This window comes from Vibrio sp. 947, assembly GCF_033339115.1.
GTDB classification, from domain to species: Bacteria; Pseudomonadota; Gammaproteobacteria; order Enterobacterales; family Vibrionaceae; genus Vibrio; species Vibrio alginolyticus.
This window is the reverse complement of the sequence record NZ_JAWOTX010000016.1, coordinates 1-16,224: the sequence shown is the minus strand read 5'-3', so window position 1 is coordinate 16,224 and position 16,224 is coordinate 1. Positions and strand designations below refer to the sequence as shown.

25 protein-coding genes are annotated in these 16,224 nt (G+C 38.4%); 7 read left to right on the top strand and 18 right to left on the bottom strand.

The window, feature by feature from the left end; genetic code table 11:
* Window positions 1-125: 125 nt before the first annotated feature.
* Genes R7Q39_RS18595 through R7Q39_RS18580 form a run of 4 tightly spaced genes read right to left on the bottom strand, consistent with a single transcriptional unit; the run spans window position 126 to window position 1,696 of the window.
* On the bottom strand, window positions 126-539 hold the full coding sequence (locus tag R7Q39_RS18595; RefSeq protein ID WP_318076538.1) for a hypothetical protein: 414 nt from the start codon (window positions 537-539) through the stop codon (window positions 126-128).
* Window positions 540-558: 19 nt separating this feature from the next.
* Window positions 559-891, bottom strand: coding sequence for a hypothetical protein (locus R7Q39_RS18590; protein WP_021485762.1), 333 nt, complete (start codon window positions 889-891; stop codon window positions 559-561).
* A gap of 1 nt (window position 892) precedes the next feature.
* Window positions 893-1,267 (bottom strand): hypothetical protein, encoded by a 375-nt coding sequence (locus R7Q39_RS18585; protein ID WP_318076537.1) that lies wholly within the window; start codon window positions 1,265-1,267, stop codon window positions 893-895.
* A 21-nt stretch (window positions 1,268-1,288) separates the two neighbouring features.
* A complete protein-coding gene (locus tag R7Q39_RS18580; RefSeq protein WP_021485516.1) occupies window positions 1,289-1,696 on the bottom strand; it encodes a hypothetical protein in 408 nt (135 codons plus the stop codon).
* 155 nt (window positions 1,697-1,851) lie between these two features.
* Between R7Q39_RS18580 and R7Q39_RS18575 the strand changes: the two genes are divergently transcribed.
* Complete coding sequence (locus R7Q39_RS18575; RefSeq protein WP_021486413.1) at window positions 1,852-2,157, top strand: hypothetical protein; 306 nt, start codon at window positions 1,852-1,854, stop codon at window positions 2,155-2,157.
* Window positions 2,158-2,162: 5 nt separating this feature from the next.
* Complete coding sequence (locus R7Q39_RS18570) at window positions 2,163-2,435, top strand: hypothetical protein (protein ID WP_021485554.1); 273 nt, start codon at window positions 2,163-2,165, stop codon at window positions 2,433-2,435.
* Between the two features lie 84 nt (window positions 2,436-2,519).
* On the opposite strand, the gene R7Q39_RS18565 is transcribed toward R7Q39_RS18570, so the two are convergent.
* From R7Q39_RS18565 to R7Q39_RS18530, 8 genes are all read right to left on the bottom strand, one after another.
* Window positions 2,520-2,969 carry a hypothetical protein gene (locus R7Q39_RS18565; RefSeq protein ID WP_318076536.1) on the bottom strand — a complete coding sequence of 150 codons (450 nt, stop codon included), beginning with the start codon at window positions 2,967-2,969 and terminating at the stop codon, window positions 2,520-2,522.
* A 36-nt stretch (window positions 2,970-3,005) separates the two neighbouring features.
* Window positions 3,006-3,212, bottom strand: coding sequence for a hypothetical protein (locus R7Q39_RS18560; protein WP_318076535.1), 207 nt, complete (start codon window positions 3,210-3,212; stop codon window positions 3,006-3,008).
* A gap of 257 nt (window positions 3,213-3,469) precedes the next feature.
* Complete coding sequence (locus tag R7Q39_RS18555) at window positions 3,470-4,075, bottom strand: hypothetical protein (protein WP_038128477.1); 606 nt, start codon at window positions 4,073-4,075, stop codon at window positions 3,470-3,472.
* Window positions 4,076-4,156: 81 nt separating this feature from the next.
* Window positions 4,157-5,071 (bottom strand): hypothetical protein, encoded by a 915-nt coding sequence (locus R7Q39_RS18550; protein WP_318076534.1) that lies wholly within the window; start codon window positions 5,069-5,071, stop codon window positions 4,157-4,159.
* 420 nt (window positions 5,072-5,491) lie between these two features.
* Entirely contained in the window at window positions 5,492-7,048 is a 1,557-nt protein-coding gene (locus R7Q39_RS18545; protein ID WP_318076533.1) for a PAS domain-containing methyl-accepting chemotaxis protein, read from the bottom strand.
* Window positions 7,049-7,169: 121 nt separating this feature from the next.
* Complete coding sequence (locus R7Q39_RS18540; RefSeq protein ID WP_318076532.1) at window positions 7,170-7,499, bottom strand: hypothetical protein; 330 nt, start codon at window positions 7,497-7,499, stop codon at window positions 7,170-7,172.
* 43 nt (window positions 7,500-7,542) lie between these two features.
* Complete coding sequence (locus tag R7Q39_RS18535; protein ID WP_258667757.1) at window positions 7,543-7,827, bottom strand: hypothetical protein; 285 nt, start codon at window positions 7,825-7,827, stop codon at window positions 7,543-7,545.
* Between the two features lie 50 nt (window positions 7,828-7,877).
* A complete protein-coding gene (locus R7Q39_RS18530) occupies window positions 7,878-8,201 on the bottom strand; it encodes a hypothetical protein (RefSeq protein WP_318076531.1) in 324 nt (107 codons plus the stop codon).
* A gap of 185 nt (window positions 8,202-8,386) precedes the next feature.
* On the opposite strand from R7Q39_RS18530, the gene R7Q39_RS18525 reads away from it, so the two are divergent.
* Entirely contained in the window at window positions 8,387-8,953 is a 567-nt protein-coding gene (locus R7Q39_RS18525; protein WP_318076530.1) for a hypothetical protein, read from the top strand.
* Between the two features lie 60 nt (window positions 8,954-9,013).
* Entirely contained in the window at window positions 9,014-9,865 is an 852-nt protein-coding gene (locus R7Q39_RS18520; protein ID WP_318076529.1) for a hypothetical protein, read from the top strand.
* Window positions 9,866-9,919: 54 nt separating this feature from the next.
* Here R7Q39_RS18520 and R7Q39_RS18515 read toward each other — a convergent pair whose 3' ends face one another.
* The 3 genes from R7Q39_RS18515 to R7Q39_RS18505 form a co-directional block, all read right to left on the bottom strand.
* Window positions 9,920-10,360, bottom strand: coding sequence for a hypothetical protein (locus tag R7Q39_RS18515; protein ID WP_318076528.1), 441 nt, complete (start codon window positions 10,358-10,360; stop codon window positions 9,920-9,922).
* A gap of 23 nt (window positions 10,361-10,383) precedes the next feature.
* Complete coding sequence (locus tag R7Q39_RS18510; protein ID WP_053318614.1) at window positions 10,384-10,965, bottom strand: nucleoside triphosphate pyrophosphohydrolase family protein; 582 nt, start codon at window positions 10,963-10,965, stop codon at window positions 10,384-10,386.
* Window positions 10,966-11,038: 73 nt separating this feature from the next.
* Window positions 11,039-11,251: a hypothetical protein gene (locus R7Q39_RS18505; protein WP_318076527.1), complete on the bottom strand. Its 213-nt coding sequence runs from the start codon at window positions 11,249-11,251 to the stop codon at window positions 11,039-11,041.
* 127 nt (window positions 11,252-11,378) lie between these two features.
* Between R7Q39_RS18505 and R7Q39_RS18500 the strand changes: the two genes are divergently transcribed.
* The gene (locus R7Q39_RS18500) at window positions 11,379-12,167 is read left to right on the top strand and encodes a hypothetical protein (RefSeq protein WP_318076526.1); all 789 of its coding nucleotides are present in this window, start codon (window positions 11,379-11,381) and stop codon (window positions 12,165-12,167) included.
* A gap of 140 nt (window positions 12,168-12,307) precedes the next feature.
* On the opposite strand, the gene R7Q39_RS18495 is transcribed toward R7Q39_RS18500, so the two are convergent.
* Window positions 12,308-12,763, bottom strand: coding sequence for a hypothetical protein (locus tag R7Q39_RS18495; RefSeq protein ID WP_038128469.1), 456 nt, complete (start codon window positions 12,761-12,763; stop codon window positions 12,308-12,310).
* 125 nt (window positions 12,764-12,888) lie between these two features.
* Between R7Q39_RS18495 and R7Q39_RS18490 the strand changes: the two genes are divergently transcribed.
* On the top strand, window positions 12,889-14,124 hold the full coding sequence (locus R7Q39_RS18490; RefSeq protein ID WP_318076525.1) for a hypothetical protein: 1,236 nt from the start codon (window positions 12,889-12,891) through the stop codon (window positions 14,122-14,124).
* A 50-nt stretch (window positions 14,125-14,174) separates the two neighbouring features.
* Here R7Q39_RS18490 and R7Q39_RS18485 read toward each other — a convergent pair whose 3' ends face one another.
* Window positions 14,175-14,807, bottom strand: a complete 633-nt coding sequence (locus R7Q39_RS18485; RefSeq protein WP_229623912.1) for a hypothetical protein — start codon at window positions 14,805-14,807, stop codon at window positions 14,175-14,177.
* A gap of 293 nt (window positions 14,808-15,100) precedes the next feature.
* On the opposite strand from R7Q39_RS18485, the gene R7Q39_RS18480 reads away from it, so the two are divergent.
* Window positions 15,101-15,619, top strand: a complete 519-nt coding sequence (locus tag R7Q39_RS18480) for a hypothetical protein (RefSeq protein ID WP_318076524.1) — start codon at window positions 15,101-15,103, stop codon at window positions 15,617-15,619.
* A gap of 51 nt (window positions 15,620-15,670) precedes the next feature.
* Here the strand turns inward: R7Q39_RS18480 and R7Q39_RS18475 are convergent, their stop codons facing one another.
* Window positions 15,671-16,066, bottom strand: coding sequence for a hypothetical protein (locus R7Q39_RS18475; RefSeq protein WP_318076523.1), 396 nt, complete (start codon window positions 16,064-16,066; stop codon window positions 15,671-15,673).
* Window positions 16,067-16,224: the final 158 nt, after the last annotated feature.

Genomic DNA, 16,224 nt, shown 5'->3' with positions numbered 1-16,224 from the left:
CTTAAAAATCGACTCAGAACGATGGATAATGAACGCTCAAATCCAAATCTTGTATTGCATAAGCGACCAATCATTTCTGATTTATCGTTCAGTTGTTGCTCAGTCAATCTAGGCATAAGTAATCACTAAACCCTTTCCAAGTCATCTGAATGAATTCCAAACAGAGTGAATGTTTTTACAAGATCCGTTAGCTGAATAAATGAGTTCAAATCTTTTCTAATCGAGCGGTCATTAGATACCATGTTTAAGTATTTTTCGTTTAGCCTCTCATCTTCTGCTGCGGTTAACGGAACAAAAGAAACTGCGTAAAGGGGAGTGCCATCACAATCACGAATATGCTGAACGACATAAAAGGGTAGTCCCGCTTTTACTGCATTTTGAATAACTTCACTTTCACGCGATAACCATGAATCTGACTCACAAGAGACAACTTTTACCTGAGACATGATCGGAAACTCATGTTTTAGTGAAAAGTTGTTTTCTTTGATTGTTTTACCGTTAGATTCAACAATATCACCGATAAAAACCGCATCTGTCATCTTTATACCCTTATTAAAATTAGTAGTTAGGAAGCATGTATTTAGAAGAGCCAGGCTTCATTTTTGTTCTAAATGAAACAGCATAGGTATTCTTTAGCGATCCATCCTCATAGGTCTTTTGACCACAAACCCCTGTAAAAACACTTCCGTATTTTTCATTAGGAACTTGATGCTTCCCCATTTTGAGAGAGACAATTTTACCATTAACCAAAAACTTGGCTGTACCGTACTTGTGTGGCTTGTCGTAGCCAATCAGCTTGAATTCACATGAGCTAGAAACTTCTTTAACCACATCTTTTCCACAACCACTAATAAACAGTGCAGAGGTCAATAATAATGCATACTTAAGCATCTTAATCTTCCACCTTGACGCTGATAAGCTTTTCTTCTCCAGCACCATCACTAATGAGAAGCTTAGCATCCCCGTAATGGAAATCACTCGATGCTGAATCATCAAACGTTGCGAACACTTCAAATGACAGCTTATTTAAGTCATCTAGATCACCGCTAAGCAGTGTTGACTCTTCAATCTCATTAGACATAGGGCAAACTACGCTGCGAGTTTCTAAGTCAAGCATGTACGTTTGCGTGTCTACTAGCGCCTGTCTTCCGCTTTCGTGCTTAATCGTTACATAACCGATATCAAGCTTACCTTTTAAATCAAGGAACTGGTCGTTTGACGCTAGTGGGTAAGATGGGATTTCAATTGATACAGATAAAAATTTCATGGTGGTTTCCTTTTTAGGCGCTTAAGCGCCACTCTCAATCTTGAATTTGATTAGGTGATTCTCGATATCATCTTTAACTTGGGATGAAAGAATCTCAAGAGCGCTTTCCTGACCTTCTAGGCAAGACTTGGCAAAGCCGATTAGCTCACCTTCACATGCAGAGATATCGATCTTTTGAAGATAATCGTTAATGACCGCGAATGAAATAAAAATGCATTGCTCACACTCTTCATAAACACAGCCAAACACAGTCATATGGATGTGATCTAGATAGTTGTATTCACTAGTTGCATTAAATAACGCATAGAACTTTTGGTTGCCATTATCATCAAACTTAAGCGGTTCCGATTGGCGTTTATACCCATTAAGCGATTCGACTAGCTCACTGATTTTATTAGTGCTATCTTTTTCAACCTTAGCCAAGTACATATAAATACATCCATAATTTAATATGTTTTCAATTATACACTATGGAGTGTCTAGGTCAAGATATTTAATTATTAAAAAATAAGCCTTGTTTGATTGACTTTTGGCGTGATAAATATATAATTAATACACTAACTAAGAACAAGTAAAGGTTTAAGATGAACACTACAGATACTAAAGCAAAAATTCTTTGGATCGAACTAATCAAGTGCGGTCATGGATATTCTTTACCACGCGATGACAATGACGAACCATATGCTTTTGAAAGTCACGCGGAAGCTCTTGAAAATCATCTTACAGACAAAAAGCACCATGAAGAAGAAGTTAAAATGGGTGAGCGAGATAGCGATGATGAGTATGATTGGGAGCTAACACCTGTACACATCAAAGGCGATATGATGGAAATCCTCGACCCTGATAACGACTTTAGCGTAATCACTTCATTCAATTGGAAATTGAGCTAAGAAATATGAAAAAAGTGTTGATTGAAACAAAACATTTTGCTCACATTTCAATCATCACTTCAGATATGAAGCATTATGACGAAGCCAAAGATGAAATCGAAGGCTTCGTCAAAACAATCCTCGCTAAATATCCTGATGTGATGGAAGATCCTGAGTTCCGATGCAATTGCTTAACCGAAGTAGGGTTAATCAGTGAAAACCTAGAACAAATTCAAAGTGCGGCAAACGAAATTGCTACATGGGCTGACGAGAACCCACTAACGAAATTTGTCGGGTAGAACCCATAAAATTAAAGGCTGATTGAAATCAGCCTTTTTTATTGTGCAAATAAAATAAGGGGCAAATATATCGCCCCTATCAAATCAGTAATTCACTTCTTCTTTGTCAGTATCAAAGATTTTAACGGCATAGAACTTACTTAAATTATCCGCCTTAATCTTTTTCGCTAAATCATAGTAGCCTTCCCCGCCTAAGAAAGTGCCTCTTCGCTCGGCAACTTCTTCTTCGTTTTCGTAGCCCATTACCATGAATCGCTCATCTTCGCTGATTAGGCTGAACACTTCACAATCGCGGAATTCATGATTTGTGTGAACCACTTTACGGCATTTTTCGATAACGCTTAATGCTTCCTGATCCAGCACTAACGAATCTCCCTGAAACTGAACTTTCATCGGGATTTCTTTAATCAGTTGGACACAGTATCCATTATCCAGAAAACGGTCACGCTTAGTGATTGCGTGTACATTCTTATTTGAGCCTAGCGTGATTTCGGTCAGGGTAGGGTATTTTGAAGGTAAAATGTATTTGCTCATGATACTTATCTCTCTATGGTGGCGTTAGGTGAGGTCTTATTTGATTAAACCTTTTGAAGTAAGAAATTCAATCTGTTCTTCTTTGTTATTGAAGATCCAGGCTACGTGCTTTCCATCAACAAACACATCGTAATCACCATGAAGTCGAGAAGGCTTTACTGTAGCGCCTTGCGCTTCAAAGAACGCTTTCGTTGCTTTACCGTCATTCGTCCATGTATTGTTTCTTGCTACTGAAAATGCCATCTTAACCTCACTTAAACCAAGCTGTTTCCTTATTTTTCAATTATACATAATTAAGACTAATAGTCAATAATTTAATAATTAAAAAGTGAAATTTGATTTCGATAACACTTTTTCGCGCATAAAAGTGCGTAATACCAACACTTTTTGGCGCATAAAAGTGCGTAATGCCAACACTTTTTGGCGCATAAAAGCGTTCACCATCTAACAAAAAGCCCTACAGCGGCGCTAGTAGGGCATTAAATTGATTATCAGTGAGACTATATTTTCTGTTTATACCAAACATGGTCAGCATATTTTATGTACGAACCGCATTTTCCACTTAGATTGCAGGCAAAATTCCTGATGTATTTTCCATCATTAGATTGCGCCTTTTTCACTCTAATGTACTCATCATTCTCACCGATATGCCTACCTGAAACTAAATATTCTGTACCGTCGATAGTAATCAACTGACGAGGATTTCTTCCCTTTGAAGCATCTTTGACATCACTAATCTTTACAAGCGATCCAACACCACTTTCTTTGGTCGGCTCAAGTGAATCAGTTACGAATAAAAGCCCAAGAGGGATAACAATCCACGAATAAAAAAGCAAAATACCGAATTGAAGACCCTCTTCGTTTATCATATCTCTCGGTTTTGCTTTTTCATCCCGAACGAAAAACAGATCCCCTAGACCAATAAAATCTGCGAATATAAACACAAAGACAATCAGTACATGGATTAAAGCCGTATCAAAGGCTAAATAAACAACGCTGTCATTACCTAAAGCCCATTGCCCACCTAGATATAGTGAGTATAAAACAGATGCATAAAGTGCTATGTATGAAGGGCATCTTAATAATTTTTTAACTATATTTATCATTTATCAATCCTGTTATTTTTTAAAAATGATAAATAATAATCAATACATATTCAAATTAAAAAGAGGGCTTTAGCCCTCCTATTAAAAAATCATTAGTTTTGTATCATTAATTTCTAGATTCATTTCCATTAATGAAAAACACAGAGTCATATTCATTCTATCTGAGGCGATTTCAGCAAACTCTAAATCGTGAATATTATCCTCAAAAGCGTTTACTTGAAGATTGATTCGACCAAATCTTTCATGTAATGCTGCATAGTTGTTTTTATTGCTATCAAACGCACCATTTAGCATGGAGCGAATACCCAATCCTAGCAGTTTGCTTACTTCCACATCTTCATATTCTGGCAACACAAATGAGCATACAAGGTTCAATGATAGTTTTGGAAGGTTAGCATCGCTTTTCTTTTTGTTCTTGTTGAAGGTGCTGCAACCTTCTGAAATTTGCAGATGAACTTCTGCAAAAGAAATAGGCTTTCCTGTTTCGCAATCATGCAAAAACAGCATAAACACTTTATGATCTACAGGGGTGTTACCAGAAATTGCTTGCGACCAATCATAATCAACACACGGCAGTTCTTTGCCTAGCGTTTTTGCTTGTTCTTTTAATTGACTCATCGCAATATCAGCAGCCTGACTAAAAGCGGGGGCTACAGTTACTTTATAGACACCCGTTTCACCATTACTAAAATCAGCAGTCACAGTATCTACGGTATCTTCGAATTTAATGAGCTTTACCAGATCAACGGATTCGGAATCTAACAGTCGAAAAGGAGTTAACGCTACAGAGTCTTCAACCAACTCACCTTTATTGAATTGAAACGCCTTGGTGTATACGCCGTTAGTCATTTCCATTAGCGCACAGTTCTGTTTTTTACTTACCAGCGTGTCGTCAGAATTTTGCTCAAGTGATTTCTTAGCTGATTCGAAATCGGAAAAAACAGTCTCTCCAGAAACTGAACCGATTAATTGGTATTGGCGCGTGATGTAGTTCATTTTGTAACTCATTAATTTATTATGGATTTTTCCAGTTCTTGTTTCTCATTATATCCATATTGATTTGTGAGTCAACTTTTTTAATTATTAAATTTATTGTATTTATAATGGTAATTTCTTCAGGATTTAAATTGTTTACTGCTATGTGATCATTGTCACGATAGAGCTTTTTTTGCTTTATTTTATTATCTCAATCAACCATTGACAGATGCAATGATAAAGACTTATTATGCCTTTGATTTATTAAGAGGAATAAAAAATGGAACAAGGTTTTTTTGAAAAGCTTGAGCAGTCGCTAGAGGAAGCAGTATCGATTTCTCGCGGTGAAATGGAGCCTTCACGAGTATCTGTGGTTGAATCGGATATTGAAGAATAATCCAGATTTAAAAAACTAAGGGCTTTTAACAAGCCCTTACTTTTTTATCGGTCAGAAAAGCTGTCTATGACAGATTCAAGTTCTACCGCTTTTGCCTGAACATTGTTAATCTTGGCATTTGTTTGCGTCATCAACTCAAACGATTCGGAACATTGTTCATTGATCATTTGAATGTTCTGATTTATCTCTTTGGCTACAACTGACTGCTCTTCAATTGCGACAGCCATTTGCTCCCCAGCCTCAAGAACATCGCCAATCAAATTACCGATTTGAGCTATCTTCTCAGATGTAGAGGTAATCCTTTCTACGCAATTATCAGAATGAGACTTACCATTATTTAAGCTTAGCACCAGATTGCTTATATTCGATTGTAGGGCATCAACAACAGACTGAACCTCAGCAGTTGATAACTGTGTTCGCTCCGCGAGCACTTTTACTTCACTTGCAACAACCGCAAATCCTCGACCTGCTTCACCAGCTCTAGCCGCTTCAATGGCAGCATTTAGCGCAAGTAAATTGGTTTGATCGGCTACGCCATGAATCACATCGACAACCTTACCAATTTGAGAGCTTTGCTGACTTAGCGTATCAAGCATTCCAGCAATCTCATTTAACTCATTCGACAGATTCACAATTGCATTGGTAGAGTCTTCAACCGATTTATGACCAGATTCCATTGCAGCTTTTGCCTCACTATTTGAAAGTGAGGTTTTTTGAGCGCTGCTTGAGATTTCTAGGGAGGAAGCCTGCATTTGACTCATTGCTGTAGCCACCTGCTCTATCTCGCCCTTTTGGTCATTCAGGTTCTTTGTAACTTCATCACCATACTTACTCAAATCACCCATGCTAGAAACCGTGTCCTTGCAGTTCTCCATTACAGTAACACTCATTCGCCCCAGAATAGATTCCGTATGAGAGCTTTGCATTTTCATAGCTAGCTCTATTTCTGAAAAGTCAGAAACATCGCCTGTATAGATGTATTCCATCAATGGATTATTAAACACCTCTTTAGAGCGCTTACACAGCTTTTCAAGGGGTCTTGTGAGAATATAGACTGATAGGACACATAAACCGAAAAAGCCAAGCAGAGCCGCTTCTGGAGTCATCAGTGTGAGCAATTGATATGCTGCAAGCAAATTGACAGCAAAAACCATTAAGCAACGTTGCCAAAGCCTAGTTTTAGGAAGTTTAAGCTTTAATGGTTTACTGTTATTCCTGATTTTCTTGTAGGCTTTCTCAGCGCGATCAACATACTCACGCTTTGGACTCAATCGAACAGATTGATACTCAACAACCTTGCCATTCTTCATAATAGGGGAGGTGAACGCGTCTACCCAGTAATATCCGCCATCACGCTTTTTGTTTTTCACCATTCCCATCCAATGGCGACCTGATTGAATGTGAGTCCATAAGTCCTTAAACGCTGCTTTTGGCATGTCTGGATGCCTAATCACATTATGAGGCTGACCTAGCAATTCTCCCTCATCATAACCAGCAACTTCGTTGAAGTGAGGGCTTGAGTATTTGATTATGCTGCTAGGGTCGGTTATCGACACTATTTTGTAGTCACTTGGGTAGGTAAATTCTTGTTCGCTTGCCAACTTCTTTCTCCAATACTTTCATTATTTAAACGATATTTTTCGCTTTTAAATAAACTAAATCACCCAAAAGAGTGACCTTAAGGGTGATTGTTGAGCTGTATTATTAATATTGAAATAAAGGTTAAGAATGTTCAATTCGCCAAGATGGGGCGCTTCCATTAATCTTATCCGTTACATAAGCCCAGATAGTCTCATTACCTTTGCAATGACCACCAGGGATTTTATATGAAACGGTAACTTGAGCATCATTAAACACTTTAATCAGTTCATTAAATTGTTCTGTACTGTAACCTTTTTGTAGCATTTTTTCCTTGATCTTCGCCACATACTCAGCTTTAGGCTCGGCATGTTCATTACTAATCAACAAATAGTCGTGCAGAAGAGGGAAGTCATTAAGCGGGATTTGCTTGGTTACAAATCGTTTAACATTGAATGGGGTCAGGGTTTTCATCAGCAATATTCCTTTTTAAATTCAGCATAAATGCTGAACAATATCAATCTTCGTCTTTAAGCTTCGATGGGTATGGCAAGTACAGTTTTGGCTTTGCGTTTCCGTTTGGCACTTCTACCAACAAAGTGACTTTTCTAGAGTCCAGATTACCGTCGAACATCTTTGCATGATTAGGGAAATTCGCTTTAGCGTAAGCGCTTGATGCAATACCCACTGGCTTGATCGCCACTACTACACCTGACTTTTTAGTAACGGCACCGCGAGCTTGGGAAGACCAAGATACTTTCTGACCCACTTTGAAGTCTTCTGCTTTTCTTTTTGTTTTCATTTGAAAATCCTTCTACTTAGGGCGGATTTTCCGCCCTAACATGTTATTGGTTATACTGACAAAATTCCTGACTTAGTCCATTTTGCACCCATATCTAGAAGCTTTTCAACCTTTTCTAGGAAAGTTGGGCTGTTTTGTTTTGACCACGTATTGTATTCAAGCTTATCACGGAATGAAGGAATTTGAGCTAGGAGAGCTTTCATCACTTCTTTTTGAATATGCTCACCAGGCTCTTTGTATTTAGCCTCGTGCGCCATAAACTGTTTAAAGGTTAGAGTGGTTACAAAACCCTCTTCATCTTCAACGCCAAATTGGTATTTAGCTTTGCGTTCACCCATACGTTTCTTTTGCGTTTCAGTGTAGATAGTTTTCATGGCGAGTTCCTTTATTGATTTACTTTATGTTTTTAATTATACACTAATGCTAGTTAAGGTCAATGTTTTTTAATTATTAAAATTCGCACATTTTTAAATTATTAAATATTGACTTTTGGTGTTATAACTGTATAATTGAATCAAATGTTAGCCATTTAATGCTAACCTGATAAAAGGGATACACCATGCAAGATCAGAACATTGAGAAGTCCGCTCTTACAGCTCAAAAAATGTATGAGCTTTTTTCGGTAAAAAGTGTAAAAACTGGATTTTTAAACGACCCGACAACCGCACAATGCAGTGTCTACTACAAAGGTAAGATTATTGCTTCATTTTACGATCCAGGTTGCGGTGGTGGTGTAGCAGAAGTTAACTTTAAGACGGATAAAGCCGAGCAAGAATTCAATAATTTCTGCAATGAATATGATGCTCAAAGCTTCTTTAACCGTGAAGATATGAACAACCACGATGTGTTCATTTACATTGTTAATGACCTGATTAATAAGGCGAACGAACAAAAAAACCTTGCTAAGATCGAGAAGCGCTGCAAGAAGTCGATTGTTTACGGAACCCCTTTACGCTTCCATGAGGTAGGCTTTACAGGGATTAAAGACCTTGCTGAAATGCTGGAGTATGAAGATGGTCTTAAATCATTGCAGGAAATCTACGACCATGCAAAAGCGAAGTTAGGCGAGGGCGAGAAGATTTATAACCCTACCGAGCAGCTAACGAAATTAGGTATTAAGCCTTAATCCCTTATACTGACTCCTTGTCTGGAGTCAGTATTTTTTGCATCCAATATGGAAAGAGTTATGGTTAAGCATCAGCAAACTGAAAAACTTCTAGGGCTATGTGAGCGCATTTTTAAAGAAACCAAGCAACCTTACTGGCTTATCTATTCGACATTTCGTCCAGAACTCATTGACCCTTTAGGCGAGTCACTTGAAGCGGAAATGCTTAATACGATGGATGCGGTCAAGTCGTACCTGAATAAGCGCTTAGAGCATTACAACCCCGAACATGGGATCTTTGTCGATATTGCTTGCCAGCATACTGGAAGTCGAGAAACTGAAGGCATTGAATGGGTTCATGTTGGATTTGAACATGATTCAACTGACTTGGTTATCCAAAGAGAAGAACACCTTACAGATGACAAGTATCGTATCTGCGATTACACGCCCGATAAGTTCCATGAGGTCGTTGCACTATTGTCTAATGATTGCTTTCCGTACAAAGAGAAATTCTCTTCCTGGCATGAGGGCGGTATTCATTACAAACCAACAGACATCATCTTAAGTCTCTTTTCCAAGCCAGAAGAAGTAGAGCCAAAGTTCCTAGCCTTTTTGTTACACATGCTGGAATTTTGTAAAAGCAATCAGCCTATTCATGCGAAACATAATGGTGACTACAACTTGTGGAGCCGCGCTATCATTGGCGAAACTTTGAATGTGCTGCTAGAAAATGGATTTATGATTGGTGATCAATCGTCTATCGATGGAAATTCTCTGCTGACTGCCGTTTGGAATATCCAAGACATTGCTGCTGAAATCGTAACTAAAGAGGCGGAAAAGCGAAACGAAACAGGTCATATCGCACATCCCAATGATCTTAACAATGAATTCCTTGGTCAGCTAAGACTAATTTATAATCACCTTGTTATTTAATCATTTATAAAGATAAGGGGTTCATCAGAACCCCTTTAATATTACTTACAAATTTTATTGTTCAATTTCAAAATCTTCTTGAAGATGAATAGATAAAAGCTTAATTAGCGCCCTGATGATTGAAAGTGAATTCGACTGAATATAAATCGAGACTTGCAACGGCTCATTGTCACCGACACCTGATTTTACAATAAAATCAACACTTTCTACTCTTGAGTATTTGGCTTCAAACATCCACTTCATGATGTTTTTGCAGTCCACTTCTTTTGGCTTTATGTCCAAATTTAACTCAAAACCAACGCAATGTATCAATGATTGCATTTGTATTCTTAAGTTTTTATTTCCAGCCAAAAGACTGTGTCTGTGAGTACTTCCAGAAATGTATCCATCTAGAGTTTTTTGAAACGCTACTCTTTTTCCAAAACAACTAAGACTATTCGCAAAATGTGACAAACACATATAATGCTCAGTCAGTTTGCTAATATTCTTCTTCACAGGTGAACCTATCAATGAAAGAGTTATTTACTATCAAGAACGAATGTTAGATCCGCAGGCTTGTAGTAAATAGATTTCATTACCTTACCTTTTTTCAGTGGCGATCCCTTGTAGTCGTCACAGTCTTCTGCACACTTGATGATGAATAGACCGTCTTTCTCTTCGGCTTCCACCTTCACGCCTTGTTCTGCATAGTAGCGTTCGTTTTCAAGGTACTCTTCCATGCTCTTAGCAGCTTTTGACATGTTAGATGCGTGTACTTCATCCCATAGACGCACAAAATCAAGTTGGTAGCTTTTCGCAACGTGCAGCAAGACTTCAACGCTGTATTCTACAGCTTCCGTCCACTTGCCAAGCTGAACAGCGCGACCAGTTAGCACATAAACTTGATCTGTTACACTGTCACTGATTTCAACAAGATCTTTAGCCTCAGCCAACTCTTTCAACTCTTCAACGTGAAGTGAGGTATGCAGAGAATCATGATCCTTTTGAAGCTCATCTTTGATTTCAATAGGCAGACCATTCATGTTACGAAATTCTTTGATGTCAGCGTAAAGTTTATCTTTAAGCTCTTGAGTTAAAAGTGTTAGACGTGGTTTAGTCATTGTCTTTATTTCCATTTTGTTTATTTAATTTATCGATTATAAAATAAGGTGTTGAATAAAACAACCTATCACATTATAGGCTTGCGTAAACAGTTACGTTATCAGGAATTTCTTCAAAATCTCGCTTGGGTTTTGAGCCGTCTTTAGGTCGGTTAGGGGAGGTAAACACTCCCACCTCACACGCAGCCATCATAGCTTTTAATCTTGTAGTCGTTTCACTATCTTTGGAACCAGAACCCTGCACATCAGGGGTGATTAAATCTTGCTTACTTGTATCTTTCATCATCGACTTTTTCTTTTTAATTGGTTATTTTTGATTGACTTTACGAGTTTACATAAATCATTGAGTTGACGCAATATTATGATAGAATCAAGCAATTAATAAATATTAATCAATAAAAAGCGGAACGGTAATGAATATCAAAAAACCATACTTCTTTGGTGCAATTATATCCTCGATAATCGCTTCTTCTGCGTTTACAGCAGTAGTTGTTTACAAAGGAATGACAAACCCAGAACTTGAAATTCAATCTGATACGATAATACAATCTAGCGCAAACCAAGAAAGTTTTGAATCAGCATTAAAAAACGAACCACCACTAGAAATCGATCCTCAATTTCACTTGGTCTCATCTGAACCAAATCAGATTACCAAAGCTCGAATGCTGTTCACTGGCATCGATCACTCACAGCAGAGTTATAGCTTTGATGAAAAGATTGAATTGAAGTCTCAGTGTGACTCTATACAGGTTCGACGCGCTCAACTGGATGGAACTTACTCACTTGAACAATACCCGATTGACGTTATTTGCAAATTTAATGATAATTACGTCACGGTTACAGTTCTTGATAAAAGCGCAATACATTCTGGTAATGGATCAGCAGGATATTACTCAAATAATGAATCAATCATTGAGCAAGACAAGTTTTTTGATTATGCAATGACGCTTGACTCATTAAACGTGAATCGATGCGGTGATAATAAATATTGTGTTGACGCATATTTTCCTGGTGATAGCGAAATTCTGACCTCAGTTACGCCAGAAGAATTTATTCAAGAATCAAAATCTTTCTTGATGAAAGCAGACAATATTATTATCAACCGCGCCCAAAAAATTAAAGAAGAAAATCGTATCAGAGATGCATGGGAAGATATCCGCATTAAAGACGAAATAAGCAAAGAAGAAAGTGAAAATGAATAACCCAGACCAACCATCAAAGAAAACCCAAGTTGTAATTGGTGCAATGATTGTATTAATGCTTCTCTCAGCATTTGCACCTGTCTTGCAAAACATGTTGTAAAAAGTCAGCCCTGAGATTGAATGTCTCAGGGCTTGTTATTTTATTGATAGCAACATGGCACTTTCTCAATACCTTCCTTATTGCAATAGGGGATTGCCTTTGAAGCATCACTTATCAAAGGTTTTACATTATCTTCTGACGCATCAAACTCAAATCCAGCATTCTTATTGACTTCATAACAAACTGATTGCTTCAAATCCTCGCTACCACTTATCTTTGTTCCAAGCAGTCCAGGGTATATATCCCATCCAATGGGGATTTCCTTCAAATACCCTTGCTCTTTTAGCTCTGACGTTTCGAAGCTTGGAGTTATTACCTTACCATCAGCTTTATATGCAATGTAAGCGGCGTTGACCTGTTGAGCTTGATTTATGTATTTTGCGCTTTCCGCTGATATCTTTTGTTCCTTGTATATGTCTCCGCCGTAAAAATACATAGCGCCACTAACAAGAGCTAGAATTGCTATAGATATCACTACTATAACTAAGTTACTCATGATGTTACCTAACCTTTTATTATTATTTATTTATTGATATTAGTGTGATCGATGTCATAATAATATTTATAACACAAATAAAAATTAATTAAATTAAAAATAATACGTATTGGTTGGGAAATAATATGATTACGAATATGCCAGCCCACAAAAGGCTACTCGCAATTGCGATCCTATCAACTCTTAATTCTCATGCGATTGCAAGTGAGGAAAGCGGGGTAGGGGATGGTGATTACTTCATAAAGATTCACGTAGCTGAGACCCTTAGCTATTGGGATGACGGTGGCACTCGGGCTACAACTTGGAAAAAGTATGGCGAGCCATACAATTGCAATGATTGGTCTTCATTTGATTCTTCTGCTGAACCTGGCACCTCTTATTTACAGCAAGCGACTTGCTCTCAAGATGAAACGCGCACAGTTACTTACATATCTCAAGATAGGTTTTCTGACGTTGTAATGGAGCAGGAAGAGATCGAAAGAAGAACGATTGACGTGACACTATCAAGAAGCGTTAACGTTGTTTCTGATGGCTTTGAGGACGTTTCAGCTCCGTATGACTGCTCAGACTGGGAATCCGACTCATCAAAATCATTTAGCAAAACGGAATACCACAGAATCCAGCAATGCAGCGTGAATCAGTCAGCAACATTTAAACATATAATTAATGGTCTAGAGGCGTTCTCTGTCGCTCAGGAACAGGTAGCGATTAAAGACATGCAAGAGACACTAGCAAGAGATAATCGCTCATGCTTGACCCTGCTAGAGCAGGATCCCAGCCTTAAAAACGATGTGTATCCGCTTAAGGGTTCAAATTACCAGTGTGATATGGCTGGTGGAGGATGGACTCTTGTTAATTACACGGATCTAAGTAGCGGCAATTATGGAGATTTCAGCAAAACCTCTCTTGGTGGTAAGACTGCACTTTGGGCTATCTTCCACAGCAACGCCAATGGCTCATACCAAGATCGCAAGTTCTTTACCAACACCGATAATTTACCGTGGAGCCAAGCGAAAATCACTTTCAAAGCTGAACTATTCAGCTCAGTAGACAGCTACAGCAATACGCATGGTGGCGCGGTAAATCGAGACGATGTTATAAACGGGATGTTCTTTGACGGTTTAAGCATTACCACAGACAGCGGCAAGCTTGTTCATGCTGTCACAAAGTACGATAACGCCGCAAGACGTAGCCAGCTTGGGATTCCTGATAGCAAGTCATTTATAGGCTCGGGAACTCATTCATTCACCTTTGATAATGGCTCGATTACAACGGATAGGTTGAAGCTTAGAGGCATTGCCGATCAATACTACAGTGATGAGGCAGTAGGATTTAGTCAATACGTAGTATGGCTAAAATAGAAAACACAGAATGCCTAGCAGCCCCGCTAGGCATTTATTTTATGCGCTTTTTAAATTACTTTTCGGGTCACTTGAAACTCTAAGTGCTCGTACAAACAAGCGTTAAAGAAATTCCCATCTGCAATATCCTCGATAGAAAATGTCTCAAACACCCAATTCATCGCTTGCTCGAAAGTGAATTGGTAAACCTTTTTTTCTAACTCGCCAACCGCGAAATATGCTGCGGAACCTTGTTCTTCTTGAAAGCGAAGAAACTGGAAGTAATCCTGAATAGCCTCAACATGGTGAAAACTTTGGCTAAAAAGGTTCGATTTATATTTCTCTTGGAAGTATCGAAGAACAACCTTCTTAAGCTCTTCCTTTGCCTCTTTTTCGTTACCATGCACAGTTGCAAAGCTATCATCATAAAAGACAAAGTCCTCGCCTGACAGAGATGTACTACCAATCACATTCACTTGCAGGAGGATGACCTCACGCTGTAGTGAATTCTCATCAGTGATGAAGAATTTATCCAGAGTATGATCATTATGACCTGAAGCTTCGTCGCCATGAAGCATAATGACAGCCATGCGATTAACGACATTCTGCCCCTTTCTTCCCAGCTTGGAGCCAGAAACCGCTTCATAAGCAGTCTTAATTCGGTTTAGAAAGTCATTTTTTGAAATGTTGGTGATCTGTAGCATTGCGATTCCCTCTTTGCTGAACCCATATTCATGTCTACTCAATTCCATAAAATTCAGCATTAAAGAAAAAGCTAAATCTATGATTTATTTATATGCAGAATTCCGCCACACCTTATTACTAGGCTGAGTAGTGCGAGGCTCTGAAACCTCAGCTAGCAACCTTCACTGCTTAGGTGATAACCACTCGTTAAAGTCAATATACCAAAATCACAGGAAATATACAAGAATTATTGACTTTAAAAGCGCACAAACATATAATTACTTATAATTTAAGCCATTGAGATTTAGACACCATGCAGACTTCACCATTAATGAAATCATTCGGACTCGTTCAATTGGCTGTGAGTCAACTCGATAGGAACACCTTTGACGAAGAGGAACTGAAAGATCTTCCAAGCGTAAAAGAGCAGCTTATCGCGCTTACAATGCAGTATTCATCAGACAAGACAATTGAAAATCAGATCCGTGATTGTTTAACTGGTAACTATTTGTTCGCAATTAACAACAAGCTGTCAGAAATTCTTGAGGTCGATAACCCCCTTGATGTCGAAGGTTTTGCGCCTGTATTTGCCGTAGCATCACACACTGGCGATAGCTACTTTGAGCCTCGCGAGTTCTTGAAATTCTCAACCGATTATTTCATGGAGGGGGATGGTATTAACTTTGATGAGTTCATCTTTAATCACTTCGAGAACAAGCTTCTAAAACATGCTTCTTCATCTGATTCCGATACCGTAATTGGGCTTTTGGAGTACTCATCATCTGGCGCTAGAGTCATTGGCGAACCGATGAATGGCTATCTCGAATCGTAGTGTACATAAAAAAGATTGCTGCGTTTCATCGCAGCAATCTTTAAAACCCTCTCACCGATTAAAACTCTTATTCAAACACTCTTTTGAGATCTGATCGGTAGGGCAAAGCCATTCATTATTGATAACAAATACGTCTTGTTTCATGTTTGGTACTTTCCTTTGACCAATTTCGAAACGATACACGCCTTGCTTTGCAATTACATTTAGTACTGGTTTTTCGTTGTGAGGGCTGGCTTGTCTATGCTCAATTTGTTTATCAATATCAATCCTGAAGCTATAGACATCAAGCTTTTCCACCTTCTTGTTAGGATCGTTATTCATGTCATCATAGCTAGTAAGATCCACTGACGACAGAGCAAACAAAAGAAGCAACATCCCTAATAACATCAAGTCACTCAATATACCTAGATCTTCTTTTTGTTTAGATCCGTTCTTTTTCTTTTTCATAATCTATTTCAAAATCAATTTAGTTTGATTTTGTCCCGCTTTGTTTTTCATTACTGTTCTCTTCGCTTTTTCATTACTGACTTCTACCCAAAAGCGCCAAGTGCTCCATCTAAATCTAATGAGCCTAAGCGAAATTAATTTAGGTGGTGGTGAAAGGC

What these genes read in the sequence shown, in the direction of transcription:
- R7Q39_RS18530 (WP_318076531.1), bottom strand. Translation starts at nt 8,201, where the DNA reads ATGAAAACTATCTACACTGAAACGCAAAAGAAACGTATGGGTGAACGC.
- R7Q39_RS18565 (WP_318076536.1), bottom strand. Translation starts at nt 2,969, where the DNA reads ATGAGCAAATACATTTTACCTTCAAAATACCCTACCCTGACCGAAATC.
- R7Q39_RS18495 (WP_038128469.1), bottom strand. Translation starts at nt 12,763, where the DNA reads ATGAGTAACTTAGTTATAGTAGTGATATCTATAGCAATTCTAGCTCTT.
- R7Q39_RS18540 (WP_318076532.1), bottom strand. Translation starts at nt 7,499, where the DNA reads ATGAAAACCCTGACCCCATTCAATGTTAAACGATTTGTAACCAAGCAA.
- R7Q39_RS18480 (WP_318076524.1), top strand. Translation starts at nt 15,101, where the DNA reads ATGCAGACTTCACCATTAATGAAATCATTCGGACTCGTTCAATTGGCT.
- R7Q39_RS18590 (WP_021485762.1), bottom strand. Translation starts at nt 891, where the DNA reads ATGCTTAAGTATGCATTATTATTGACCTCTGCACTGTTTATTAGTGGT.
- R7Q39_RS18575 (WP_021486413.1), top strand. Translation starts at nt 1,852, where the DNA reads ATGAACACTACAGATACTAAAGCAAAAATTCTTTGGATCGAACTAATC.
- R7Q39_RS18505 (WP_318076527.1), bottom strand. Translation starts at nt 11,251, where the DNA reads ATGATGAAAGATACAAGTAAGCAAGATTTAATCACCCCTGATGTGCAG.
- R7Q39_RS18535 (WP_258667757.1), bottom strand. Translation starts at nt 7,827, where the DNA reads ATGAAAACAAAAAGAAAAGCAGAAGACTTCAAAGTGGGTCAGAAAGTA.
- R7Q39_RS18490 (WP_318076525.1), top strand. Translation starts at nt 12,889, where the DNA reads ATGATTACGAATATGCCAGCCCACAAAAGGCTACTCGCAATTGCGATC.
- R7Q39_RS18585 (WP_318076537.1), bottom strand. Translation starts at nt 1,267, where the DNA reads ATGAAATTTTTATCTGTATCAATTGAAATCCCATCTTACCCACTAGCG.
- R7Q39_RS18550 (WP_318076534.1), bottom strand. Translation starts at nt 5,071, where the DNA reads ATGAACTACATCACGCGCCAATACCAATTAATCGGTTCAGTTTCTGGA.
- R7Q39_RS18485 (WP_229623912.1), bottom strand. Translation starts at nt 14,807, where the DNA reads ATGCTACAGATCACCAACATTTCAAAAAATGACTTTCTAAACCGAATT.
- R7Q39_RS18555 (WP_038128477.1), bottom strand. Translation starts at nt 4,075, where the DNA reads ATGATAAATATAGTTAAAAAATTATTAAGATGCCCTTCATACATAGCA.
- R7Q39_RS18475 (WP_318076523.1), bottom strand. Translation starts at nt 16,066, where the DNA reads ATGAAAAAGAAAAAGAACGGATCTAAACAAAAAGAAGATCTAGGTATA.
- R7Q39_RS18595 (WP_318076538.1), bottom strand. Translation starts at nt 539, where the DNA reads ATGACAGATGCGGTTTTTATCGGTGATATTGTTGAATCTAACGGTAAA.
- R7Q39_RS18520 (WP_318076529.1), top strand. Translation starts at nt 9,014, where the DNA reads ATGGTTAAGCATCAGCAAACTGAAAAACTTCTAGGGCTATGTGAGCGC.
- R7Q39_RS18580 (WP_021485516.1), bottom strand. Translation starts at nt 1,696, where the DNA reads ATGTACTTGGCTAAGGTTGAAAAAGATAGCACTAATAAAATCAGTGAG.
- R7Q39_RS18510 (WP_053318614.1), bottom strand. Translation starts at nt 10,965, where the DNA reads ATGACTAAACCACGTCTAACACTTTTAACTCAAGAGCTTAAAGATAAA.
- R7Q39_RS18500 (WP_318076526.1), top strand. Translation starts at nt 11,379, where the DNA reads ATGAATATCAAAAAACCATACTTCTTTGGTGCAATTATATCCTCGATA.
- R7Q39_RS18560 (WP_318076535.1), bottom strand. Translation starts at nt 3,212, where the DNA reads ATGGCATTTTCAGTAGCAAGAAACAATACATGGACGAATGACGGTAAA.
- R7Q39_RS18570 (WP_021485554.1), top strand. Translation starts at nt 2,163, where the DNA reads ATGAAAAAAGTGTTGATTGAAACAAAACATTTTGCTCACATTTCAATC.
- R7Q39_RS18525 (WP_318076530.1), top strand. Translation starts at nt 8,387, where the DNA reads ATGCAAGATCAGAACATTGAGAAGTCCGCTCTTACAGCTCAAAAAATG.